Source organism: Nostoc sp. JL23 (genome assembly GCF_017115065.1).
GTDB lineage: Bacteria > Cyanobacteriota > Cyanobacteriia > Cyanobacteriales > Nostocaceae > Nostoc > Nostoc punctiforme_A.
The window spans coordinates 159,193-179,113 of sequence record NZ_JABXKN010000076.1 but is presented as its reverse complement, the minus strand read 5'-3'; the positions used below and the strand labels follow the sequence as shown (position 1 = coordinate 179,113).

General features: G+C 44.0%; 35 protein-coding genes and 1 pseudogene. 13 read left to right on the top strand and 23 right to left on the bottom strand.

The genetic code is table 11. The features are described 5' to 3' along the window. The first annotated feature begins 35 nt into the window (after positions 1–35). Positions 36–581: a tyrosine-type recombinase/integrase gene (locus HWQ42_RS16635; protein WP_367119060.1), complete on the top strand. Its 546-nt coding sequence runs from the start codon at positions 36–38 to the stop codon at positions 579–581. Positions 582–617: 36 nt separating this feature from the next. Further along, a complete protein-coding gene (locus HWQ42_RS16630) occupies positions 618–791 on the top strand; it encodes a hypothetical protein (protein ID WP_292813973.1) in 174 nt (57 codons plus the stop codon). 78 nt (positions 792–869) lie between these two features. Here HWQ42_RS16630 and HWQ42_RS16625 read toward each other — a convergent pair whose 3' ends face one another. Further along, positions 870–1,064, bottom strand: coding sequence for a hypothetical protein (locus HWQ42_RS16625; RefSeq protein WP_292813971.1), 195 nt, complete (start codon positions 1,062–1,064; stop codon positions 870–872). Next, on the bottom strand, positions 1,061–1,282 hold the full coding sequence (locus tag HWQ42_RS16620) for a hypothetical protein (RefSeq protein ID WP_292813968.1): 222 nt from the start codon (positions 1,280–1,282) through the stop codon (positions 1,061–1,063). Before HWQ42_RS16620 ends, HWQ42_RS16625 begins: the two co-directional genes overlap by 4 nt. Positions 1,283–1,466: 184 nt before the next feature. On the opposite strand from HWQ42_RS16620, the gene HWQ42_RS16615 reads away from it, so the two are divergent. Continuing rightward, on the top strand, positions 1,467–1,673 hold the full coding sequence (locus HWQ42_RS16615) for a hypothetical protein (protein ID WP_292813965.1): 207 nt from the start codon (positions 1,467–1,469) through the stop codon (positions 1,671–1,673). An 86-nt stretch (positions 1,674–1,759) separates the two neighbouring features. Here HWQ42_RS16615 and HWQ42_RS16610 read toward each other — a convergent pair whose 3' ends face one another. The 7 genes from HWQ42_RS16610 to HWQ42_RS16580 form a co-directional block, all read right to left on the bottom strand. Further along, positions 1,760–2,386, bottom strand: coding sequence for a hypothetical protein (locus HWQ42_RS16610; RefSeq protein WP_292813962.1), 627 nt, complete (start codon positions 2,384–2,386; stop codon positions 1,760–1,762). Between the two features lie 376 nt (positions 2,387–2,762). Beyond that, a complete protein-coding gene (locus HWQ42_RS16605; RefSeq protein ID WP_292813959.1) occupies positions 2,763–3,143 on the bottom strand; it encodes a hypothetical protein in 381 nt (126 codons plus the stop codon). A 69-nt stretch (positions 3,144–3,212) separates the two neighbouring features. Then, on the bottom strand, positions 3,213–3,437 hold the full coding sequence (locus HWQ42_RS16600; protein ID WP_292813956.1) for a hypothetical protein: 225 nt from the start codon (positions 3,435–3,437) through the stop codon (positions 3,213–3,215). 3 nt (positions 3,438–3,440) lie between these two features. After that, positions 3,441–3,683 (bottom strand): hypothetical protein, encoded by a 243-nt coding sequence (locus HWQ42_RS16595; RefSeq protein ID WP_292813954.1) that lies wholly within the window; start codon positions 3,681–3,683, stop codon positions 3,441–3,443. Then, positions 3,680–3,880, bottom strand: a complete 201-nt coding sequence (locus HWQ42_RS16590) for a hypothetical protein (protein ID WP_292813951.1) — start codon at positions 3,878–3,880, stop codon at positions 3,680–3,682. The genes HWQ42_RS16595 and HWQ42_RS16590 overlap by 4 nt, the downstream gene beginning before the upstream one ends. A gap of 97 nt (positions 3,881–3,977) precedes the next feature. After that, complete coding sequence (locus HWQ42_RS16585; protein WP_292813948.1) at positions 3,978–4,217, bottom strand: hypothetical protein; 240 nt, start codon at positions 4,215–4,217, stop codon at positions 3,978–3,980. A gap of 102 nt (positions 4,218–4,319) precedes the next feature. After that, a complete protein-coding gene (locus HWQ42_RS16580; RefSeq protein ID WP_292813945.1) occupies positions 4,320–4,676 on the bottom strand; it encodes a hypothetical protein in 357 nt (118 codons plus the stop codon). A 96-nt stretch (positions 4,677–4,772) separates the two neighbouring features. Here HWQ42_RS16580 and HWQ42_RS16575 point away from each other — a divergent pair, with 96 nt between their 5' ends. The 7 genes from HWQ42_RS16575 to HWQ42_RS16545 all read left to right on the top strand — a co-directional run bounded on the left by HWQ42_RS16575 (position 4,773) and on the right by HWQ42_RS16545 (position 8,496). Then, positions 4,773–4,964 carry a hypothetical protein gene (locus HWQ42_RS16575; protein WP_292813943.1) on the top strand — a complete coding sequence of 64 codons (192 nt, stop codon included), beginning with the start codon at positions 4,773–4,775 and terminating at the stop codon, positions 4,962–4,964. Positions 4,965–4,972: 8 nt separating this feature from the next. Continuing rightward, complete coding sequence (locus HWQ42_RS16570) at positions 4,973–5,149, top strand: hypothetical protein (protein WP_292813940.1); 177 nt, start codon at positions 4,973–4,975, stop codon at positions 5,147–5,149. Positions 5,150–5,297: 148 nt separating this feature from the next. Continuing rightward, the gene (locus HWQ42_RS16565) at positions 5,298–5,486 is read left to right on the top strand and encodes a hypothetical protein (RefSeq protein WP_292813937.1); all 189 of its coding nucleotides are present in this window, start codon (positions 5,298–5,300) and stop codon (positions 5,484–5,486) included. Between the two features lie 87 nt (positions 5,487–5,573). Further along, complete coding sequence (locus HWQ42_RS16560) at positions 5,574–5,933, top strand: hypothetical protein (protein WP_292813934.1); 360 nt, start codon at positions 5,574–5,576, stop codon at positions 5,931–5,933. A gap of 83 nt (positions 5,934–6,016) precedes the next feature. Then, positions 6,017–6,607, top strand: a complete 591-nt coding sequence (locus HWQ42_RS16555; protein ID WP_292813932.1) for a hypothetical protein — start codon at positions 6,017–6,019, stop codon at positions 6,605–6,607. Beyond that, positions 6,604–6,831, top strand: a complete 228-nt coding sequence (locus HWQ42_RS16550) for a hypothetical protein (RefSeq protein ID WP_292813930.1) — start codon at positions 6,604–6,606, stop codon at positions 6,829–6,831. Before HWQ42_RS16555 ends, HWQ42_RS16550 begins: the two co-directional genes overlap by 4 nt. A 294-nt stretch (positions 6,832–7,125) precedes the next feature. Then, positions 7,126–8,496 (top strand): transposase, encoded by a 1,371-nt coding sequence (locus HWQ42_RS16545; protein WP_292813928.1) that lies wholly within the window; start codon positions 7,126–7,128, stop codon positions 8,494–8,496. Positions 8,497–8,635: 139 nt separating this feature from the next. On the opposite strand, the gene HWQ42_RS16540 is transcribed toward HWQ42_RS16545, so the two are convergent. The 5 genes and pseudogenes from HWQ42_RS16540 to HWQ42_RS16520 form a co-directional block, all read right to left on the bottom strand. Further along, positions 8,636–9,670: a catalase family protein gene (locus HWQ42_RS16540; RefSeq protein WP_292813926.1), complete on the bottom strand. Its 1,035-nt coding sequence runs from the start codon at positions 9,668–9,670 to the stop codon at positions 8,636–8,638. A gap of 151 nt (positions 9,671–9,821) precedes the next feature. Then, a complete protein-coding gene (locus HWQ42_RS16535; protein ID WP_292813924.1) occupies positions 9,822–10,229 on the bottom strand; it encodes a hypothetical protein in 408 nt (135 codons plus the stop codon). A gap of 68 nt (positions 10,230–10,297) precedes the next feature. After that, positions 10,298–10,435, bottom strand: coding sequence for a hypothetical protein (locus tag HWQ42_RS16530; RefSeq protein WP_292813984.1), 138 nt, complete (start codon positions 10,433–10,435; stop codon positions 10,298–10,300). Beyond that, positions 10,436–10,815, bottom strand: a pseudogene (locus HWQ42_RS16525) (GMC oxidoreductase); the annotation flags it as partial. Further along, positions 10,778–11,218, bottom strand: coding sequence for a thioredoxin domain-containing protein (locus tag HWQ42_RS16520; RefSeq protein ID WP_292813922.1), 441 nt, complete (start codon positions 11,216–11,218; stop codon positions 10,778–10,780). The pseudogene HWQ42_RS16525 and the gene HWQ42_RS16520, both read right to left, overlap by 38 nt. A gap of 308 nt (positions 11,219–11,526) precedes the next feature. Between HWQ42_RS16520 and HWQ42_RS16515 the strand changes: the two genes are divergently transcribed. Then, positions 11,527–11,688, top strand: a complete 162-nt coding sequence (locus tag HWQ42_RS16515) for a hypothetical protein (protein ID WP_292813920.1) — start codon at positions 11,527–11,529, stop codon at positions 11,686–11,688. Here the strand turns inward: HWQ42_RS16515 and HWQ42_RS16510 are convergent. Then, positions 11,640–12,434: a hypothetical protein gene (locus tag HWQ42_RS16510; RefSeq protein WP_334812389.1), complete on the bottom strand. Its 795-nt coding sequence runs from the start codon at positions 12,432–12,434 to the stop codon at positions 11,640–11,642. The genes HWQ42_RS16515 and HWQ42_RS16510 overlap by 49 nt on opposite strands. 194 nt (positions 12,435–12,628) lie before the next feature. On the opposite strand from HWQ42_RS16510, the gene HWQ42_RS16505 reads away from it, so the two are divergent. Next, a complete protein-coding gene (locus tag HWQ42_RS16505) occupies positions 12,629–13,966 on the top strand; it encodes a hemolysin family protein (protein WP_292813918.1) in 1,338 nt (445 codons plus the stop codon). A gap of 112 nt (positions 13,967–14,078) precedes the next feature. Here HWQ42_RS16505 and HWQ42_RS16500 read toward each other — a convergent pair whose 3' ends face one another. Then, the gene (locus tag HWQ42_RS16500) at positions 14,079–14,675 is read right to left on the bottom strand and encodes an NAD(P)H-dependent oxidoreductase (RefSeq protein ID WP_292813916.1); all 597 of its coding nucleotides are present in this window, start codon (positions 14,673–14,675) and stop codon (positions 14,079–14,081) included. Between the two features lie 2 nt (positions 14,676–14,677). After that, on the bottom strand, positions 14,678–15,832 hold the full coding sequence (locus HWQ42_RS16495; protein ID WP_292813914.1) for an aldo/keto reductase: 1,155 nt from the start codon (positions 15,830–15,832) through the stop codon (positions 14,678–14,680). A gap of 173 nt (positions 15,833–16,005) precedes the next feature. On the opposite strand from HWQ42_RS16495, the gene HWQ42_RS16490 reads away from it, so the two are divergent. After that, positions 16,006–16,920, top strand: a complete 915-nt coding sequence (locus HWQ42_RS16490; protein ID WP_292813911.1) for an AraC family transcriptional regulator — start codon at positions 16,006–16,008, stop codon at positions 16,918–16,920. Between the two features lie 99 nt (positions 16,921–17,019). On the opposite strand, the gene HWQ42_RS16485 is transcribed toward HWQ42_RS16490, so the two are convergent. The 6 genes from HWQ42_RS16485 to HWQ42_RS16465 all read right to left on the bottom strand — a co-directional run bounded on the left by HWQ42_RS16485 (position 17,020) and on the right by HWQ42_RS16465 (position 19,889). Then, the gene (locus HWQ42_RS16485; RefSeq protein WP_292813910.1) at positions 17,020–17,256 is read right to left on the bottom strand and encodes a hypothetical protein; all 237 of its coding nucleotides are present in this window, start codon (positions 17,254–17,256) and stop codon (positions 17,020–17,022) included. 279 nt (positions 17,257–17,535) lie between these two features. After that, the gene (locus tag HWQ42_RS16480; RefSeq protein ID WP_292729831.1) at positions 17,536–17,757 is read right to left on the bottom strand and encodes a CopG family transcriptional regulator; all 222 of its coding nucleotides are present in this window, start codon (positions 17,755–17,757) and stop codon (positions 17,536–17,538) included. 294 nt (positions 17,758–18,051) lie between these two features. Continuing rightward, a complete protein-coding gene (locus HWQ42_RS16475; RefSeq protein ID WP_292729924.1) occupies positions 18,052–18,276 on the bottom strand; it encodes a helix-turn-helix domain-containing protein in 225 nt (74 codons plus the stop codon). Between the two features lie 37 nt (positions 18,277–18,313). Further along, a complete protein-coding gene (locus HWQ42_RS16470; RefSeq protein WP_292813908.1) occupies positions 18,314–18,454 on the bottom strand; it encodes a hypothetical protein in 141 nt (46 codons plus the stop codon). An 86-nt stretch (positions 18,455–18,540) separates the two neighbouring features. Further along, complete coding sequence (locus HWQ42_RS35570) at positions 18,541–18,690, bottom strand: DnaB-like helicase C-terminal domain-containing protein (RefSeq protein WP_367119059.1); 150 nt, start codon at positions 18,688–18,690, stop codon at positions 18,541–18,543. Between the two features lie 23 nt (positions 18,691–18,713). Next, on the bottom strand, positions 18,714–19,889 hold the full coding sequence (locus tag HWQ42_RS16465) for a DUF1822 family protein (RefSeq protein ID WP_292813905.1): 1,176 nt from the start codon (positions 19,887–19,889) through the stop codon (positions 18,714–18,716). Between the last annotated feature and the right edge of the window lie 32 nt (positions 19,890–19,921).

Genomic DNA, 19,921 nt, shown 5'->3' with positions numbered 1-19,921 from the left:
CTGATACCTACCCTACTAAGAGTTGAGGGTAGGGACTGCCGCGATACGGTTCAAAAATTCGACGGCAGATCAGAACTGAGAAGTACAAACTACTTCTTGACCTAGCGTGGTACACCGGGGAACGATGGGGCGCTTTAGTGCAACTCAAAGTGAGTGATGTTTACTTGAGCAGCGGACAACCCAAACAAGACATCATTTTCCCTGCGATTATCAGAAAACATAGACCAGACGGGACAGCTGAAACAACGGAAATTCCGGTGCATCACATTTTGAAAGAGTCGCTGGAGCGGTACAAACCAGAAACAGATAGCGAGTGGCTGTTTCCCTCAAGGTGTGGAACTAAGTCGATTTGCTGGAAGAATGCCTACAACATTTTCATGCGAGCCTCAGACGATGCGGGACTTGAAGCTAAGGGAGTCTCTACCCACAGTACCCGCCGGAGCATGATCAACAAATTGCGAAAAAGTGGAATTGCTAAAGAAATCATCCGAACTTTCACCGGACACCGCGATAACAAAGGACTTGAACCTTATTTTGAAATTGAAATGGACGAGCGCCGGGGTGCGATCGCAACTTTATGACCCAAAGTTGTGAAAAACCCTGTCTGAGGGTTTAGGGTGAGATTGGTTATTACACCTAACCTCACCTCATTGGATTTATTGCGATGGCGTACCCGCTGTTTCCGGGGGCGATCGCAGTTTTTCTTGGCTATTAGCGCGATCGCTTTTTTCATTTTTGAATCCTTAATGAAATTAGCTCCCAACAAAAAATTTGCTTTTAAGCACTTTTAACACGACAAATCAACACTTTCACCCCACTCTTGGAGGCCCGCAGCACAGCTTCTACTTGTTGAGAATGCTTGACACTATTTAAGAGTGACTGTCTGGGTTGTCTTCTTCCCAATCGAGTTCTAAATCAACTCGCATCATTTGAATTATTACTTGTTCAAGCCCCTCATATAATTGAATTGCTTTTTCCGGCGATGATGCACTGATAGTCAGCTGTATAACTTTTTTGTCTTCGCTTAGGGTAAGGCGGAAGTGATTATTTTTTGGTCTAGTCATTGGGCATTGGGGAGCAGGGTGGATGACCAAGGCTTTTCTGCATCGGCGATCGCAAACGCTAAAAACTCCTTAGCCTCATCAATTCTGCCGAGATTCAGATCGACTTGAATTATTTTGCAAGCTTCAATTAGCCCAATTAGGCGCATTTCATGGGTATCGGGAATAACCTCCTCAAGGTGCTTGAGGGCCTCGCCACCGAGATGTGGATTTTCAGTCATAACTCGTAACTCATAAGGCATTGGGGACTGGGGACTAGCAATTGAATGAAAAATGCGATGGCGTACCCCCTTTCCGCTGGTGATCGCAACTCTACAACCCGCGACAAAGCCTAAGAAGAGGGAATATTCTAGATTTCTATTATGATTTTCGTGATCGCTTTCTCAAAACTAATCAGGAGAAACCATGACTACGACAGTTGGACAACTAATCGAAAAATTACACGATTTTGAGCATAACTTGGTTTTGTCCATAAAAGATGTAGAGGATGAGGAATTTTTCATTGCTGCATTTGACGTTGGCGTAAACATCTTGAATATTTTGATTGATACCAAGGATGATGACTTTGAGGAAGAAGTTGTTGCAGAGGAACCAGGTTTTACTAACTCCTAACTCTTAACTCCCTGTCATTTGTCATAAGTCATTGGGTAGTTACGAGTTACATTGCTGACGGATTAACTTTTCAATCTCCACCGGGGTTAATCCATCCGCGATCGCACTTTCCACATCTGCCCTACGCTGCGCAGCCAGGGGTGATGTGGTGATGTGATACTACCGCCTGAAATATGACAGTGGTGAATTTTTCTGCCCGACATCCAACAGTAACGGTAATAGTTATGTTTGCTGTGGCCACGTTTAACCCAGTACTTCTCAACCCAATGAGTATGTTCGGGAGCAGGGGGGCATGGGTCATCTAAGATACTGTGTTCGGGAGCAGTTTGTTGTGTATCATGCTCCCGAACAAAAGTTAGGCGATCGCCCGCGATTTTTTCCGAATCTTCACTGACTAATACAGAAACCCGTGTATCCTGCTCCCGAACAGTTGACTCCCATTGTTCCCAAGCTTGTTCGTAATCATCCAGGTTTAAATAGTCGTCTGGGTCTGGTGGCTCGTCACTGTCATCAAAGAAAATTGTCAGTTGTCCATCTGAGTCTAATTTGTGGGGAACTTCCCCAAAATCATCTGGATTCCATCTCTGTTCGGGTTGGGGATGTTCAGGCGCAAGTATTTCATCCCAATAAGGATCATGAATGGTAGTCCTTATTTCAGTTGGTGCAACAGCAAATAATGCTAATTGCCCAGGCACATCTGAATTATGTTTCATAATGTTTTTGAAGTAATAGAATTCGCGGCCGCTGTAACGGCCGTTTTTTTATACAGATGAATTAACCAGAGGGGAATAATTCATCCCACTCTGTAGAGTTCCCAAACGTCGAAAGCAAATGATTGTAATTACGCGAAAACTCCCACCATCGCTCACGTAAACATCTACGTATAAAACCTTCTGGATTAGGAATTTTATCGAAACCACCACGGAGATTAAACATTAAAAGTGCCAACTTAATCTCATTAGTTGGACGTTCAAGGACTTCCTTTTCAGAAGAGTCATAATGTATACCCGCTTCTGCTAGAGTCTCTAAGTTGATATTTGAATTAGAATGCTGCTGCTGTATATCACCCGGAACGGCAGATATATCATTTTATGGGGCTAAAGTGTAACTTAAATTATGATTTTGTAAGTTTTTTTCTCGCTTCTTTCTCGGTGGCTTCAACCATTCGAGGGGTCTTACAAGTAACTTAAATATCTTCCAACTGTACTGTTTAACAAGTTGGATAACTCTGTGTTCTACTAGCTGCTGAAAAATATGCTTGAGGTAATTGTGTGAATATCCTTTACCTCTGGATTTGGCTACCGTGGCATTAAATTCTGATAAATCTGGCTCGACTTCTTCAGCAATTGCACCTTGCCTCATCAACCATTGCCAAAGTGATTTAGCAGCAGGGCAAATATGATGCTTGTAACAGAATGCTTCGTGTTCTTCTGTCCACGGAATATTGTTTTTGAATGAGTTTTCTGGCATACTAATTATTAGTTATTTCTCCAGGAGCCGCCCTTGAACGCTAATTCTCTTGGCGGCTTTTTGGTTTTTTTAAGACTGCTTTTTGTTCAACCAGTGGTCATCTGGGAAAGTGGAATCTGCTTCAAAATCAGCATTTTCACATCTGGTAACACCGAAATAAGCAAGCCCGTTGTGTTGAGTTAGGGCTGTGCCCACATCACTGGCTCTAATTTTGTCTATGTGCCAGCACAGGGCAACAACCGCATTTTTCTCAGGGCTTAGAGCAAGAGCAACGTAAATCGTTTGTTTTTTCATTGGTTATTTAGGAGCGCGATGTTTAAGCTTCATGTTTGCCGCTATACCTTTCACCTGATCTACTAGCGATGGGTTTTGTTGGAATAGTCTCGGCAAGTCACTCAATATATATGCTGTTAACACGATCGCTTGGTCGGGTTCCACTTCTGGGTCAAGGGTGCGGACATAGTTTATAAGCTGCTCTAGCTCGTAGATAACTAGACTTCTTGCCCGAACTACTTTTGATGAGATTTTTTGTTTAGTCATAAGTCATTTGTCATTTCAATGGGTGATGGTGGCAACAGGTAGTATTCCAGGTATCGGTAAGTCGCTGTTTGACCGTCAACTTCCAATAAAATGTAGAGGAAGGCATTGCACATAATCAGATGAGGAAACCGAAGAACTGCGGTTAACTCTCTTTCCTCTGCTATTTGTCCCGCTTGAGTCGTAAGAATAACTTTCATTGGTCATTAGTTATTGGTCAACTGCGATCGCTAAAAATTACAATCACATCGATGACAGCGCGATCGCTAAATCCCTCGGTGGTTTTTTGCAATTCGATTAAAGACTGTCTAGGATTGCGTCAACACGATTTTCGAAGTCAGTTATCGTGTCTTCCACTGTTGGTAAAATTCCTACTTCTGAGTCATAACCTACTGAAAAACAGATTCTGCCTCTGTAACGGGCAATGTATCTGTATCCCACGATTAGCGATCGCCAATCTCCTCTCTTTAATCTTGATTCTGTGGATTCCATTTCCGGTAGAATCATCGCTCGAAATCCTTTGTAGATATGGTTCATGGTCATTAGTCATCAGTTATTAGTCATTTGCGATCGCACTCCGTGAAATGATGAGTGCGATCGCTAAAACAAAACCGCCCTAGCCACAGTGGGCAGGACGGTTTATTCTGGGTCGTCTTCGACTTGGTGTGCTAAATCACGAAGCCCTTGTTTGATTAATTGCAGTTCTTCAGTGAAGACAGCTTCTAATTCTGTACTTTCTTTGAAGCGCGTCTTTAGTCGTTCTTGATGTCCATGCACATAACCATAAAAAGCTTTCTCCAGCAACTCTAGACGACCTAGCAGTTTCCCAGGAGAAGTGTCTCCTGGCTCGACATCTGTCCCAAAGGTATCTGTTTTTTCGATATCGCTCGAATTAATTCGCCCCTGCCTCTCAATCCCATAGCTTTCGCTAGTTGCATTAGATCGTCCCACTCTTCGTCGGTCAACCGAATAGTCCTTGTTTTCATCTAATATCATTTTTTTCGCTACTCCTTAATTTTATGCATATGCATCTTGATTTGCATATGCATCTTGACAAGCGTAGTTTGCATATGCAAATAATATAGCATTGCTTTGCATATGCAAGACAATGCTCCCTCCCCACATTTGCCTAGCGCCCGTGGGGACACACCATTAAACCGGAGCAAGCACCCGCGCCACTGCTTTTATGCCCCGGCGCGGAAACACCCTGTAGTTACCAGAGAAGCGATCGCGGTAACGAGTTTACCGAGCGGTGATATTTATGATGTCTGCACACTTACTTAGGAAACAATATGACAACCACAGTTTTGGAACTGATTGAAAACCTGAAACACTACCCCGGTGCAACAGAGGTAACTATCAAAGACGTTGACGATGAGGAATTTGCGATCGTTGACTATCAATACAAAGGCGACGGCGTGACTATCGTCATCGATGAGAAGGTGGACGACGAGGAGGAGGAAATCTAAGTATTGAAAAAGCGACCGATACCGTCCTTAGTGGGAGGTATCGCCTATGCAGCAATAAACCCACTAACTGCAACACCCTGTATAACGTTGCACCAGCGTGACTGGTACAAGCGAAAAGTCTTTTTTACACAATTAGGAATTTTAAATTATGAATTATCCCGACGAATTAAGGCAGTGGGCAATTTTTGAGCGCCTGTCCACTGGCGAAAATGTTTGCAGCTGCCGATTTCGTAAACGCTCCGACGCCGATGCTTATGTGAGCCTTCTGCGTCGCGGGGGCGGGAAATTTGAGGTAATTTTCGATCCTCTTCCCCAGCCCCAGGAAGTGAAAGGATAACTCAAAATCAATTGCGATCACCGTCAGTTCATGGCGGCGATCGCTCTTGATTAATCGATTCAAACAAGTAAAAAATAGCACACAAATATGAAAATCAAAACCATTTCTTATAAACGGGTACTCAATCTCGGAAATTACGAGAACAAGCACCTAGAACTGTTTGCGGAAGTTGAGGAGGGGGAAAATCCAGAAGTTGCTATTTTACAACTTGCGGATACAGTCGAGCGCACAATCCGAGAATCAGTAACCAAGGAATACAACAGGCAAATGTTGCAGGCTGAAGGGCAGAAAGAAAAGTTGCTTGATGAGATTGCCGAACTCAAGCATGAACTCAAAAAGCTTGGAAAAATTAAGGATGAGCCACCAAAGGAAGACAATCCCCATATCCCTTTTGATCCAGGGGGAACGCTCAAAACTGATGAGCCTGACCCCAACGAGAGTTTTTAACTGAAATTTTTAGCGATCGCAAAACATTATGACTAAACACGACACTTGGGTGAAACTCAAGCCCAATACTCGGCATGATACCCATGCGCGATCCCTTCCCCCTGGAGCGAGCCACCAATCCAAATGGTGAAGAGGTGGCGCTGTGGATTATCGACGTGGAGCGCCTTAGCAGCATTCAATTTCAAGCCCTAGTCCAAGCTATTGCCATCGTTTGTAAAGCTGATCCGATTGCAGTTGCACTTGAGGCAGAGCTAAAAGGTGGCCTTGCCATAAGTTACGAGTGGGTTGCTTCTATGCAGTGTTGGGTTGAAGGCTTCGCTCGTGGCAAAGAACTTGCTGATTTTTTGGAAACTGCACCTCATTTAGAAACTCGTGAGGCTGCTATAGCATTTCAGGAATTTAGCAACAGTCAGTATGAGCGCTGGATTGAAGGTGACGAGGAGCCGCCACCAATCAACTCCATTGAGGATGTTGACCCCAGATTACGCACTCCAGAACTGGAGCAAGCTTTCAAGATGAGAGAATTTGAGACTGCGATCGCGAATGCTAACTACTCAGTTCTTGGTGTTCTCACAGGTCGAGCAATGGTAGATTCCCTTAACATGATTGACCCAGAAAACTCATATTCATTAGTCGGTGATGATGACGATTTTGATGAGGATGAATATTTATGAATAATGAAAATACAACTAATAATATTCCCCAGCCCGATCCATCTTGGGACTGCTATCTTACCCACCACAGACTACTCAAAGCTAAATCCGATATAGATAAATTGATTCGCTTCATTAGCGATCTTGAATCAGCTACGGCAACTTTTGATCAATCAATTAATGAAGATTTATTCGAGTTAGTTAGCGACCTGGAAAATATCCGAATTCCGATCGCTGACGCCTGATGATGGCTACCTGACACAGTAGCCGAAACGGTGGGTAAATTCCACCGTCGCGGGTTGTGTCCAAAGCAATCAGCAAGTTAATTAGAGAAAGTGCGGCGTTCATACGGAATTGCGCCCCTAAAGTGTGGCGTTCCTAATTTCACGCGCAACACTTCTCTATTAATTCCCCGAATGCGTTTACTCCTGAATCGCGCCCCTAAAAATGTGGGGCGTTAGGGTGATTCGTGCGCTATTAAGTTCGGGCTAATCAAAGGATGCCAGTCCTTGAAAACCACCATTTTATTTCGCAGAACCATGACAACAGAATTAATAATTCTGGGAATTGATGTTAGTAAATCGAGTATAACCACTCACATTTTAACACAATACCCCAAGGGCGGATTGCAAGCATACTGGAATAAAACAAGAAATAAAGCATCTACTTTATATCCGGCTTTTTACTCCAATCCTGATGCTAAGAAGAAGCAAAAATCAGCTTTTGATTTTGCTGATTATCTATCAGAAATCAAGCCAGATTATGCAATTCTTGAACCGACAGGAAACCACTATTCAAGACTATGGGCATCCATCCTTAATAAGTTAGAAATCAAAATACTCTGGGTTGGTCACGTTGAGCTAAGGCGTTATCGCGGAGGCAAAAATTTACCAAATAAAAGTGACCCAGCTGATGCTTTAGCAATGGCTGCCTACGGTCACGATCCAGATCACAGTCTGGAGACTGGGGAGTTAAACATGAGATACTTTCTCATGCACCGCCCTGAACCAATCGACGAGTTACGCGACATCTGTCAGCAACTCGAACACCTCAACCGCGTACAGTCACCGATCGTTAACTATGCTAGACAGCTTCTCGCTTGGCAATTCCCAGAAGTCGCTCACACCAAGAGCGCATCTAGCAAACCAGGATTACTACCGCCACTTTGGGGATGGTTAGCTAAAAGGCTGGAAATTTCGCCCGCAGCGAAAACCCGAATTGAAAATCGCTATAAAATTTCCATTGCGCAAGACTATGAAATTGAGTTCGATCCGATTCTTGAACTACACGCTGGCTGGATGTGCGATATCTCACTTTTTGAGCAGCACTTAGAAGCGAGAATCACTCAAATGCTCTCTCTGAGTGAATTTAAGCCTTATATGAGCGTGTTTGATAAATTTGGTTTTGGGCTAAGAGTGCGATCGCGGCTGCTCACCAGGATTTATCCTTTTGAATCGTTCCTGGGCATCAACGGCAAGCCCGTAACTGAGTACGAAGTCAGGGAAGTAAAGAAAACTGCACGCATTCGCAGAGACGGGCAAACTATAATCCGACATCTAGCTGGGGACACCAAACGGACTAAACGCAACCGCAGCCGCGACACTTTCAAAATGCGTTTGGGTATGGGAACGGTTTTAGAAGAATCAGGAGACGGTTTAGTTGAAAAACCGAGCGGTTCCTCGCTGTGCCGGATCAGCTTGTGGCAGTATGTTCTAACTGGTGTAGAAACTGGCAGACTACCAGAGAACGAACTGACCAAGGAATTGATTAGCTACCGTGACTCACTCAAAGCTAACGTCACTGAACAAGGTGAAAAGCTGCTAGGTGGCAAACACATCCAGGGAAAACTGATGAGTAAAGTAGTTAACCTACTGTTCCAAGAATTGTGTAAAGTGATTCCCGTGACCTGATGCTAAAACCCTTCATGCAAATGGAGGGTTGTAAAATCCCCAAAAGTTTCAGTTACCCTGAAAGAGCAATCGTTAGTATTCTAGATATTGTGAGACACTACTTCCACCAATTGTTGGCAGAAGTAGTTGGCAAGCAAGATTATTCAGGATCGTCTAAAACTGAACTATATGCTTGCGGCTCTTCAACGCGGTGGTGTATGTTACTCCGTCGAGCCTTTACTATCTCTTGATAAACTTTTTTACGAGCTAAATTGACACTACCCAAGGGTGCGTGTTCTGGGAGGGTATGCCAAGCCATGAACGATAGACCCTCATCCAGTCGCTTCCGCTCCTCGAAGTCAAATTTCTGAGCTGGAACTGTGATGGTTGCAAACTTGATAAACGGTGAGTCCTTCTCTTGCCACTCCTGCATTGGATCTTCAATTGGAGTTTTCTCATCGTTGACATAAAGCTGCACCAAGAAGTCAAAGGTTGCATCTTTGCCCTCTTCCGACAGATATTTGACGACTGCCTCACGCAAGTAAGTCTCTGAAGTGGGGGGTGAACCGGGAGTATCTTGCTGATGAGGTTTTATAGAAAACTTGATAGACACAGAGCCAAGTTTATAGGGAGTTGTACTCCAATATTGGATCAGCAGTGGATTTGCAACTTGTTTGCTCGTAACCGCTTTGAGAACTTCAAACGTGGGTTCTAGCGATCGCAGCTCTTCTTCATTTGCTTGACCAACGCTTGCTTTCGTCAGGTTGGCAAACCCTTGGGCATCGTGGACAAAGAAGACCGGATGATTAATCATCAAAAAGTCTTGGGTTTCCTGCTCATCATCCAGCACTTTTTCACCCTCTACCTGTAAGAGTTTGATCGCGAGTGCCCGAACATCGGGATCAAGATCCGACTTGAGCTTACCGCGCTTCTCTACTGAGGAAGCATTGGAGAGCCTCATCCAAAGCGGGTAGGTTTTGGACTGGGCAAATATACCCACCTTCAACGATTCAGGAATATTTTCCTCAACTTTGAACTCTCCCCAAACCAAGCCGTGACTTTTAGGATGGTCTTTTCGCAGGTCTGGGCCCTTCTGGGCTTGAACGTTAAGATCAATGTCCACGATAGTATCAGTAGCTGCTTCTTGAGCAGCAGCTACTTCTTGGGCAGTAATGGATAGATTAGATTGGCTCATGGTTCTTTCTCCCTATAGTGTAAGTGTTTCAACACTGAGAAAATGAGGGTTGCAGATGGATTTTGATAAACCCTAACTACCTGTTGATTGTGAGTTTACAATGCTACTGCCCCCAGTGTTGCGATCTCTAGGAACGATGATGGTTACGAACTTATAAGACCTCCTCTGGTTGCTGGATTGTTTTCAATGCCCAAACGCTAATTCCGCACCCGAATCCATCTACTATTAATATGAGAATGGCTGTAACTTGAAAAAGCAGACCCCAACCTGCCAAGGAAACTTGAGACACATGATCGGGGCTAATTACGATGAAATGATTGTAGATTCCAAAAAGCAGCGATCCAGCTATTGAACTCACCAATAGCCAGCTACCAAGGCGGTAAAACTGCGTCCAAAGTAAAACGGCGGCAATGATGGGAGTTAGAAGAATCACAATCCCCACAAACGAACTTTGAAGCACAGATAAGGCAACTGGGATTTCTATATGTGCTAAACCATGCAGTCCGTTGGCGATCGCATGAAGAACCGCGATCGCTGTTCCATATTGAGCAATCTTCATTTTTCTTCTACCTTGGGGTAAAATCCCCATTACAAAAAGTAATTACGTTAGCGTAGCGAAGCAAAAGCCTATTGCGAATAGGTATGAGTCACTTGTGCTTTCTGTGCTGGCTTGGAAACGCTATCTGCTGCTTTAATTAAATCGGCTGCTTTTTCGCCGATCATAATTGTGGGCGCGTTTGTATGCCCTGTATTTAGAGTTGGCATAATGGAGGCATCGACGATCCGCCTTCAACCCCATAGACCCGCAGTTGGGAGTCTACAACTGCCATTGAATCTGTGCCCATTTTACAGGTGCCGATTGGATGAAACACCGTACCGCAGTTTTCCCGGATGTATGCTTCAAGGGCTACATCGTCAGTTACATCAGCGCCCGGAGCAACTTCCCGACCGCGAAATTCATCAAAAGCACTGGTCTGGAACAATTGGCGCATTAATTTAACTCCGGCAACGAGCTTTTGCACATCGGATTGACTTTGCAAATAGTTTAGCCGAATCACTGGCGTGTCTTTGGGATCGGGTGATCGCAAACTGACACTGCCAATGTTTTCAGGATGAACTAAAGCAATTAGACCCGTGAAGCCCATTTTGATTGACTCTTTGAGCGTGAACGCGATCTGTCATATCCCGAAGGAATCGATTGATGTCAAGCTGTATTGCATTGGCATACTCTAGAAGATAGCCATTGTTAAGTGCGGATTGATTCGCAAATAAGAGATTGTGCATTTGCCAAAACTTATTTTGCGCGGCGGCGGCTTCTGCCGCCTTTTGTGCTTGGTGATGAAGTTGTGTGCGGGGGAAATGACGAAATATAAAGCATAATTGGATCTGTTGCTGAATTTCTTGAATCATCCTGTTAACCTCACTACAGCAAAGACATTGATAGTCACCGTATTCCACTAAAATGACTGAGGCATCGATTTTTCCTTGGGTATGGTCGTGTTCTGAAATTGGCATGAGCAGCCTGTCGCGATCGCTTGTCTGACTCATCTTTGTTTTATGCGGTCTGTGGATAGCATTTTGGCGATGAAAATGCTAGAAAAGTAAGAAATTGAATATCATTTCTTGATTCTGAGAATATGAAAATTGACCCCACTTTGTCGCATCCCCTGCGGGGAGTTTTTGCACTAACAACAGGGATAGGGATCAACTTACTCTTAGGGCTAGAAACAACCTATCCTTAAGAGCAGGTGATAATTCTGAATTTATTCTTCTGTTGCTTTGGCTGATACCAATTCTGTATGAAGATGCGCCAAACTACGTCAAACTTATAGATGGGTGCATTTAGTAATTTTGTTATGAGTCGTCCATTCCAAATCGAGATTTCAGAAAGCCTTGAAGAATTGGAGAAAGCTCTCAGACATGCCACACAAGCAAGCAGCAAAGAAAGATTGCTTTCTTCTTTATTGGCTCAAGAGTGGACAGGTAAGCAGCAGGCGATCGCTGCTTTTGCTTTTTGACCTGCGATTAAATTTAATCGCGCAATTTCATTGCGTTCGGATTGCTCGGTAATCAGCTCAACTCCATGATTGAGATGATCGACAATTTCAAATATTCGTTCTGATAGTTGCTCTGGCAAGGTTTTTTCGAGGAGATTATGCCCAATTTGTAAATGAACAACTTGTTTGTGCGCCTCATCAATTAAAGCATAAGCTGCTTGCTGTACGCGATCGTGCAGAAACTTATGCTCTTTAATTAACAAGTTTTCATCTAATTCAGATAGGGGTTGAATTAATCCATTTTGTAAAGCTGCGAGTAAATCCAGAAAAACTAATTGAGGTGATTTATTACAAACAATCGATAAAACATCTAAATCAAATTCAGCTCCAATACAAGCCGCTAATCGGATAATTTGCTGTGTGGACTCTGGTAGTTTCTTCAACTTTACCAACATTAATTCTACAACATTATAGGTAATATTTTGGGCTTGTATTCGAGCAATGTTCCATTGCCATCCCCCTTTATTAAGGGGGAATTGAGGGAGGTCAAAGGTCAACAAATTTTCGCTATACAGCATTCTCAAAAATTCATTGACAAAGAAAGGATTGCCCTCAGTTTTCCGCAACACTAACTCAGCCAAAGAATGAACATTGTCAGTATTTTGATGTAGCGTCTCGGCAATTAACTGACTCAACGGTTCCAGCGTTAAAGGTGTCAGGATAATTTCTTGAAAAACTACTCCTTGTTTTCGCAGTCTTTCTAGCATTAACGCCAGTGGATGCGTTGAATTTACCTCATTATCTCGATATGCTCCAATTAAAATGCTCTAACTTATGATCTTGTCTACTTGCATATCCAAAGAATATTTGCCGACCATTGGTCGGCAAATAGGTAGGTAGCAATTAGCGTTGACAAAATAATCGCAGTAGTAATTAGGATCAAAGGCTAGAATAGATAGTTATGAACAGTCCATTGACTTGGCTTACTGCGGGCAAATTGCTATCGGTGATTTTCTTGGTGCTAGCCAACGGATTCTTTGTGGCGGCTGAATTTGCCTTGGTTGCGCTTCGCCGTAGTCGTGTCGAACAGTTGGTTATCCAAGGTCATCCCCGTGCAAAAGCTTTACAACGGGCAGTAAATAACTTGGATGCTTATCTAGCAGCGACCCAACTTGGTGTTACCATATCTTCTTTAGGCTTAGGTTGGCTTGGAGAACCAGCGATTGCAGTACTGGTCGAACCCGCTTTCCACTGGCTGCCAAAATCTTTATCACAAACTAGCGCCCATACGTTATCAGTAGTGATTGCCTTTACAATCATTACATCTCTCCACATCGTTTTGGGAGAATTGGCTCCGAAAAGTTTAGCGCTCCAGCGCACGGAAAGAACAGCCTTCGCGGTTATAAATCTCTTAGAACTATACTTAGTGATATTTCGCCCTGTTGTCCAAGCTTTGAATAGTTTAGGAAATTTGGTTCTAAAGCTTATAGGCTTGGAACCAGGAAGTAGCGAAGAATTGCTTCATTCAACTGAAGAATTGAAACTTTTAGTGGCAGCTAGCCATGAAGCGGGTCTATTGGGAGAAGCCGAACAAGACGTAGTAGAGCGAGTGTTTAGCATTGGCAACAGACAAGTCAGTGCATTTATGACATCACGCACAGAGATGGTTTGGCTTGATATTGATGAACCATTGTCAAAAATCCGCAGCCAAGTCATTGAAAGTATTCATTCATTCTTCCCAGTTGGTCAACAGAGCATTGATAACTTATTAGGTATTGTGCAAACCAAAGAATTTTTAGCCCAAAATCCAACCCAAGCCATTGAATTGCAAGCTTTACTAAAGCCACTTTTATATGTACCGGAAAGCATGAAGGCTTTGAACCTCTTAGAATTATTTAAGAAATCTGGGACTCACCTTGCTTTAATCGTAGATGAATATGGCGTGACACAAGGCTTGGTGACAATCACTGATATTGTGGAAGCGATAGTAGGTGATATCCCAACCAGTGAAGAACTAGCTGATCCCGATGTGGTGCAACGTGAAGATGGGTCTTGGTTGTTAGATGGACTGTTGTCAATTGATGAGTTGAAAGAAATTTTAGACATCAGAAATTTGTTACCAGGGGCAGGGGTCAACTATCAAACTTTAGGGGGATTTGTCGTTAACCAACTAGGGCATATTCCCTTGGTCGCTGAACATTTTAAGTGGGCAAGACTACGCTTTGAAGTAGTTAGTATGGATGGAAGCAGAGTAGATAAAGTGTTGGTTGTGCCAATGTACACTGAAAAAGACCAGTGAGGCACAATAGATAAAGTCGCCCGATGCAACCCTATGTCGCTTATTACTGAGTATCGACCGGAACGCCAGTTTTCATCTCCGGTGCGAGTGAGCCACGAATTGAACGCGAGAACTATGTTCCAAAGGTAGCCGCCAAGTGTTCCCGCAATTTTGTGACATCACCTTCAAAATTTGGTGCCTTCATGACATCATGGCAGGAAAAGGATGGCAGAATTTCAACACCGCAGAACTTATAGTTAGCGGTGTTAAAGGCAAAAACCTCATCTACAGTTTTTCCTTCAAACAAAAGCTGATCCGCATTCCCGAACGCCTCTTTGGGGGCGTTCCAGGTCAGGGAAATCATGTATTTCTTGCCATGCATTTTGCCGCCCGACCCATACTGCCGTGTCGGGTCTTTTCGCGTCCTGCCGTCCCCATCCAGGAAACTCCCTTGAATCATTCCAGCCGTGAATACCTCGTCCACATATTTCTTGTATATCCAAGGTGTTCCGAACCAATACACGGGCGATTGCAGAATAATGATGTCTGCCCAAAGGTGCTTTTGCACCTCTGAATCAACATCGTAGCCTTGCTCGATGTCGGTTTTCTGAACCTCGTAACCCCGCTTTTCCATGCCTTCCCTGATAAGGTCAAGCATAGCCTTGTTCAGGCTGCCGGAGGAAATACCTTCATAGAATTGGTGCGCGTTTATGAGCAGTGCTTTTTTCATTATTAAGTCCGATCAATCTGCGCCATGTGTTTTTCAGACATCGTTGTGCCGTGAACTGTGATTTTAGACAAAGCTACATCAATCTCACGAAGGTCTTCAGGCGTTAGATGGACATTGAGCGCGCCATGATTTTCATTCAAGTGATCTATGTTGCGCGTGCCAGGGATTGGAACAATGAACGGCTTTTGCGCCAACAGCCACGCCAGCGCAATTTGAGCGGGCGTTGCATTCTTCTTTTCTGCATATTTTCGCAGCAAATCGACAACCGGCATATTGGCAGCCAGATTTTCAGGGAAAAAGCGGGGGAACTCAGAACGGAAATCCGTTTTCGGATCGAACCTAGTGTCGGCATTCATTTTTCCAGTCAGATACCCCAATCCTAGCGGCCCCCACGGAACGAAGCCGATCCCCAATTCCTCGCATGTTTCAAGGACACCGTTTTGTTCGGGGCTTCTGGTCCAGAGCGCGTATTCGCTTTGAATGGCCGTCACAGGCTGAACGGCATGGGCGCGGCGGATCGTGCGGGCACTCGCCTCGGAAAGGCCCAAGTGCAAAACTTTTCCTTCCTTGATAAGCTCCTTGATCGAGGCCGCGACATCTTCAATTGGCACGTTGGGATCAACACGGTGCTGGTAATAAAGATTAATATGGTCGGTTTTGAGTCGCTTAAGCGACGCTTCAACCACCGTTTTGATGTGGTCGGGTTTGCTGTTCAGCCCGATAGTGCCATCAATCGCAAAACCGAATTTGGTGGCGATGGCAACCTTGTCGCGGAACGGCGCAAGAGCTTCACCGACAAGCTCTTCATTTGTATAAGGGCCATATGCTTCGGCGGTATCGAAGAATGTGATGCCGCTTTCAAACGCTGTGCGAATGGTTTTGATAGCTTGTTGTTTGTCTGCGGGCGGGCCGTAGTTGGCGCTGATGCTCATGCAGCCTGCGCCTAATTCCGAGACTTGTAATGTTCCGAGTTTGCGGGTTTTCATTTTGCCTTCTCCTTTGTTGATGGTTCTGTGTTGATCCGACGGCGCAGTCCATGCTAACGGCGCAACTGCCAGCGCTGCGCCGACAATTGCCGTTGCAGTCAGAAACTCACGACGGTCTAAAACGCCCCGAAGGCGCTTGCCTGATTCATCACTTTTCGTATCGTTGCCCATGACCCGTTCCTGCAATGCTTCACTCTGCTTCCAACATATTCTGATCTTGCCTAGAGGCGGTATCTTGATCCTGCCTGATTATTGCCTATTTCTCTTAATGCCTGGAAATACTTATAACTCAAAGGAGCGCGGAGCTATATTTAAAAATGAGACCCAAGCTTGGAGATAGATATATGATTAAACCATTTAGCACAGAAAAGCTGTCTACTATCCGGCAAGAGCTTGTGGAAATGATCGGCCGTATTGTCGGAACAGCAGAGGATTATGCAACTGATATTCCCGGACTAATCCTCTACAGATTTACGGCCCCGACCGCTGCGGCATCCGTCACATACGAACCGAACCTTGCTGTGGTCGTACAGGGCCGCAAGCGCGTTGATCTCGGACCAAAAACTTTCATTTACGATGCCTCCCAATACCTTCTGACATCCGTTGATCTTCCCGTTTTGGGCCAGGTGGTCGAAGCGAGTGAAGAAAAACCTTATCTATGCCTCGTCCTGAAACTTGAAATGCTCATGGTCAGGGAGATGCTCAGTCGTGATGATATACCTGATAGTTATGCCTCATCGGATGGACCTGCTATGCTCATGGGTGACAATACGGCCGAGCTGCTCGGTGCCTGTTCCCGCCTCCTTGATCTGCTGGACAGCCCGCATGATATTCCTTTTCTTAGTGGCCTTATCCAACGTGAGATCGTTTACAGGCTTTTACGCGGGCCGAAAGGCGCACGCCTTCGTGCGATTGCAATGCAGGGTTGTCAAAGCAACAGGACAGCCAAGGCAATCGCATGGATCAGGGCGAATTACATGAAGCCATTACGGGTTGAAGAACTTGCCCAACTGGCTGGAATGGGGCTGTCCACATTCCACCATCATTTCAAGGCGCTAACAACACTCAGCCCGCTTCAATTTCAAAAAGGGGTTCGGCTCCATATTGCGCGCAACCGTATGCTGATAGATGGACTGGATGCGGCAAGCGCGGCCTTCGAGGTTGGATATGAAAGCGCCAGCCAGTTTAACCGCGAATATAGCCGTTACTTTGGCCAGCCACCAAAGCGGGATATTCAAAATCTGCGCTCTACGGTATAATTGAAAACGGTCTTCATGGGGTTACGGATACAAAAACTGCCCTACGTACCAGTTCGTCCGTGCAAAATTTCCTCTTGCAAGATGTGTATTTTGTCCAAATTAGCTTTGGTAAGCAAGAGTGAATTCAGCTTTTGGCTCACTTTCTCTAAAATCTCCTTGTAAAAGAACCCAGTGAGTAACTCTAGTGACTGTGAACTTTTCTGTTTCAGAATAGACGTTTTGATTTGCATAAATCTCTAGAGATTCGCCAATATTGGGTACTCTGCTCATTTGAACAACTGTCACAGATTCTTTATTAAAATCAGGTCTAATATTTAAAACAGAATCATCCAACATTAACGCAACTGGAATCATTGTTATTACCTTATAGTATTACAAATACAATGAATAAGAGGTAAGCCTTGAGGCATTGAAGAAAAATAGATAATTGAGTGCAAGGCGTAAGTAAAATACTGCTAATTTCGGTTGGGAACTCAAGAAGCAAGATGGAGAGCAATACGATAATGTGATGGATATATGGATTGCTTTCGGGTATTTTGCATTATTGACAACACAACAAAGACCTAGCACATATGCGTTGTGTATATCGTGCTAGTTAAATCTTGGGTATTTTAGTTAACAAGGAGTAGGTAAAGAATGATTGTGTACAACAGGGTCAGAGCTACATGGTGTAGTCTGTTCAGACGCTGACATCTCGGTTATTGTCAGAGAGCGAATCAACTCCCGAATCACATCAGTTGCTGGTCTACCTGTGTTGGCACAATATTTTTCAAGTTTTTCGCTTTCAACTGATGCGAGATTTATTGTGATTCGTTTGACAGCCCATTTTTTGTTCATGACTTGTTGTAATAATTAAATTTGAGAAATTATGTAGGCTTATAACGTCAGATGTAATGGTTAACATTTAACAGTTTCAGCCAGATGTTAACCACAGCATACTTGCCGTAAAACTATTTTTAGCACATCATTAGCCAGGGTATTCACCTGTAATGCAAACTTCACTGATAAATTATTTATATAAATTTTAGATTTATTTGATAAAAGGCTATCTCTTTTGCAGATATTGTTATACCAATTCTTTATGAGTCTGCATATAATAAAGCTTGGTGAAACAGAGCTTCAAGGATAAAGTCATACTAAACTGTAAACTGTCTTGTATTTGATTTGTACTTTCCATTCTTGCTCCAGCCATTGGACAATTTGTCTATAACTGCTAAATCCTTCTGGAGATTCTAATCTCGACACTAGCTGTGTCAGCATTTCTCCTTGAATTAAAGGACTTGCCCCTGGTGCAGTTTTTACCTCTAAAAGTTTAGATAGTCCTCCTTGTTTATACCTTTGCAGCCATCTCGTGATTGTTGATCCATCTCTTGCCCAACCTTCGGCTCAATTCTTAATGCTGCGTCACTTGCTCTGTTTTGAGCCACCAGAGCATCTGTAAACGCTCTTTTTCATCTGCTGTTCGCGCATTTTTCAGGCTTTTTGACAAATACTCAGCACTTTCTTGAACTTCTAGGTTGAAAGAGCGTGCCATTGCTTCCTCAAGAGTTTCTTCTTTTATGCTCTCTATTCTACAGTTCTATGCACCTTCACTTAGACTTGGTATAAGTTTTAAACGGACTATTTGGTTCGACGCTTTTCGGAGCGGGTATCAACTTCTCTTTTTAACTGTGCCAAACCCAAGACAGCGCAATTGAATTGTTTAGAGATCGCACTGAGTTGTTTCAAGATGGAGTCGATTTCTTGTACGCGGTTTTCGGCACCCCGCAAATATGCAACGCCTAAATTCTTTTTTAAAACTTGAGTATTTCCCAATTATAATTGTCGGGAAAAGGTTCTATTTCCCAAACTATGCTTTCTCCTGCTTCTAAGGCAACTTCTACGTAGAGTTGTTCTACAGCCGTTGCAGCTACATCTTCATTATTGGGAAAAGGCTGTAAATCTTCGGTAAGTAATCGGAGTTTAAAACCACCGGGAATAGCTGCACCGATTGCGGCATTACGTAATTCAAATCGCCAAATAGTTGCATCTGGCTCACCTTGTGGTCTAATCAAAAGTTCGTAAATTTGGCCTGCGATCGCCAACCGACGAGAGAGAATGGTACTTGGTTGTGTGTCTTCCACACCCCGCGCCCCAGCAGCACTAAGTTGTAAATCAAAGCTTCCCCAACCAACAGCCTCAGCAACTTGAGAAACACCGCTTTGCAACCATTGGAGAACTGACCACTGTTCTGGTAATTCTAAGCGTCGTTGATATAAATTTTGTCGCCAACCGCCATGTTGAATTAATCCACCCCACAGTTGAAAAGGGATTTCTTGGCGAGGTGTAAGTATTTCCGGGTTTCCCAGACGGGCAATTAAATTTTGTGCCTGTTGTGATGATAAGCTTGGAATCTCTTCGATAGGGCTACGGGTGGGTTCTTCTGGGCACAATTGACGCGCCATCGCTAAAACGCTGATGTCGTTGATTATATCAGTAGCATCCAGATAATAAGTGCGATCGCTGGCATCAAAACTGCCTTGAGTTTTTAGTTTTTCATGGCTACAATAACCCCAAACCTTAACATAGCCTTCGTCTGGTTCAACTTGCACAGCTAAATAATAATCACCTACCCAACTAGGAATATCCACCCATTCTTGGGGGACTCGCAATTCACTCAAATCAATTGCTTCACTGGGAACTAAGACTAATCTTGTTGTATCAAGCGTGAGTGCAATTCCATTAACCAGTTCCCAGAAACTGGGTAAAGCAGTGGTAGTTGGCCAAACCTTTGTCTGTGGTGTCCAGTCTTCTTGCAACCATAGCAAGATAGCACCGAGGCAAAGTTGATTAATATAAGCTTGATAGCGAGAACTAGCATTAGAAAAAGCTTGGCTGTGTAAATCCGCTTGGTTTTGGGTAGTTGTAGGGATTTCCAAAACCATATCTGTTGGGTTAGCGAAAGTAAATACAGTGGTGTCAGTAGTCATAGGGATTGGGGTTGAGGTTCTAGGCTAAATTA

What these genes read in the sequence shown, in the direction of transcription:
- HWQ42_RS16490 (WP_292813911.1), top strand. Translation starts at nt 16,006, where the DNA reads ATGATTAAACCATTTAGCACAGAAAAGCTGTCTACTATCCGGCAAGAG.
- HWQ42_RS16560 (WP_292813934.1), top strand. Translation starts at nt 5,574, where the DNA reads ATGAAAATCAAAACCATTTCTTATAAACGGGTACTCAATCTCGGAAAT.
- HWQ42_RS16485 (WP_292813910.1), bottom strand. Translation starts at nt 17,256, where the DNA reads ATGTTGGATGATTCTGTTTTAAATATTAGACCTGATTTTAATAAAGAA.
- HWQ42_RS16550 (WP_292813930.1), top strand. Translation starts at nt 6,604, where the DNA reads ATGAATAATGAAAATACAACTAATAATATTCCCCAGCCCGATCCATCT.
- HWQ42_RS16515 (WP_292813920.1), top strand. Translation starts at nt 11,527, where the DNA reads ATGAGTCGTCCATTCCAAATCGAGATTTCAGAAAGCCTTGAAGAATTG.
- HWQ42_RS16480 (WP_292729831.1), bottom strand. Translation starts at nt 17,757, where the DNA reads ATGAACAAAAAATGGGCTGTCAAACGAATCACAATAAATCTCGCATCA.
- HWQ42_RS16565 (WP_292813937.1), top strand. Translation starts at nt 5,298, where the DNA reads ATGAATTATCCCGACGAATTAAGGCAGTGGGCAATTTTTGAGCGCCTG.
- HWQ42_RS16555 (WP_292813932.1), top strand. Translation starts at nt 6,017, where the DNA reads ATGCGCGATCCCTTCCCCCTGGAGCGAGCCACCAATCCAAATGGTGAA.
- HWQ42_RS16535 (WP_292813924.1), bottom strand. Translation starts at nt 10,229, where the DNA reads ATGAAGATTGCTCAATATGGAACAGCGATCGCGGTTCTTCATGCGATC.
- HWQ42_RS16500 (WP_292813916.1), bottom strand. Translation starts at nt 14,675, where the DNA reads ATGAAAAAAGCACTGCTCATAAACGCGCACCAATTCTATGAAGGTATT.
- HWQ42_RS16580 (WP_292813945.1), bottom strand. Translation starts at nt 4,676, where the DNA reads ATGATATTAGATGAAAACAAGGACTATTCGGTTGACCGACGAAGAGTG.
- HWQ42_RS16615 (WP_292813965.1), top strand. Translation starts at nt 1,467, where the DNA reads ATGACTACGACAGTTGGACAACTAATCGAAAAATTACACGATTTTGAG.
- HWQ42_RS16540 (WP_292813926.1), bottom strand. Translation starts at nt 9,670, where the DNA reads ATGAGCCAATCTAATCTATCCATTACTGCCCAAGAAGTAGCTGCTGCT.
- HWQ42_RS16545 (WP_292813928.1), top strand. Translation starts at nt 7,126, where the DNA reads ATGACAACAGAATTAATAATTCTGGGAATTGATGTTAGTAAATCGAGT.
- HWQ42_RS16570 (WP_292813940.1), top strand. Translation starts at nt 4,973, where the DNA reads ATGACAACCACAGTTTTGGAACTGATTGAAAACCTGAAACACTACCCC.
- HWQ42_RS16610 (WP_292813962.1), bottom strand. Translation starts at nt 2,386, where the DNA reads ATGAAACATAATTCAGATGTGCCTGGGCAATTAGCATTATTTGCTGTT.
- HWQ42_RS16530 (WP_292813984.1), bottom strand. Translation starts at nt 10,435, where the DNA reads ATGCCAACTCTAAATACAGGGCATACAAACGCGCCCACAATTATGATC.
- HWQ42_RS16585 (WP_292813948.1), bottom strand. Translation starts at nt 4,217, where the DNA reads ATGAACCATATCTACAAAGGATTTCGAGCGATGATTCTACCGGAAATG.
- HWQ42_RS16605 (WP_292813959.1), bottom strand. Translation starts at nt 3,143, where the DNA reads ATGCCAGAAAACTCATTCAAAAACAATATTCCGTGGACAGAAGAACAC.
- HWQ42_RS16465 (WP_292813905.1), bottom strand. Translation starts at nt 19,889, where the DNA reads ATGACTACTGACACCACTGTATTTACTTTCGCTAACCCAACAGATATG.
- HWQ42_RS16600 (WP_292813956.1), bottom strand. Translation starts at nt 3,437, where the DNA reads ATGAAAAAACAAACGATTTACGTTGCTCTTGCTCTAAGCCCTGAGAAA.
- HWQ42_RS16505 (WP_292813918.1), top strand. Translation starts at nt 12,629, where the DNA reads ATGAACAGTCCATTGACTTGGCTTACTGCGGGCAAATTGCTATCGGTG.
- HWQ42_RS16625 (WP_292813971.1), bottom strand. Translation starts at nt 1,064, where the DNA reads ATGACTAGACCAAAAAATAATCACTTCCGCCTTACCCTAAGCGAAGAC.
- HWQ42_RS16510 (WP_334812389.1), bottom strand. Translation starts at nt 12,434, where the DNA reads ATGCTAGAAAGACTGCGAAAACAAGGAGTAGTTTTTCAAGAAATTATC.
- HWQ42_RS16470 (WP_292813908.1), bottom strand. Translation starts at nt 18,454, where the DNA reads ATGGCACGCTCTTTCAACCTAGAAGTTCAAGAAAGTGCTGAGTATTTG.
- HWQ42_RS16590 (WP_292813951.1), bottom strand. Translation starts at nt 3,880, where the DNA reads ATGAAAGTTATTCTTACGACTCAAGCGGGACAAATAGCAGAGGAAAGA.
- HWQ42_RS16520 (WP_292813922.1), bottom strand. Translation starts at nt 11,218, where the DNA reads ATGAGTCAGACAAGCGATCGCGACAGGCTGCTCATGCCAATTTCAGAA.
- HWQ42_RS16495 (WP_292813914.1), bottom strand. Translation starts at nt 15,832, where the DNA reads ATGGGCAACGATACGAAAAGTGATGAATCAGGCAAGCGCCTTCGGGGC.
- HWQ42_RS16595 (WP_292813954.1), bottom strand. Translation starts at nt 3,683, where the DNA reads ATGACTAAACAAAAAATCTCATCAAAAGTAGTTCGGGCAAGAAGTCTA.
- HWQ42_RS16620 (WP_292813968.1), bottom strand. Translation starts at nt 1,282, where the DNA reads ATGACTGAAAATCCACATCTCGGTGGCGAGGCCCTCAAGCACCTTGAG.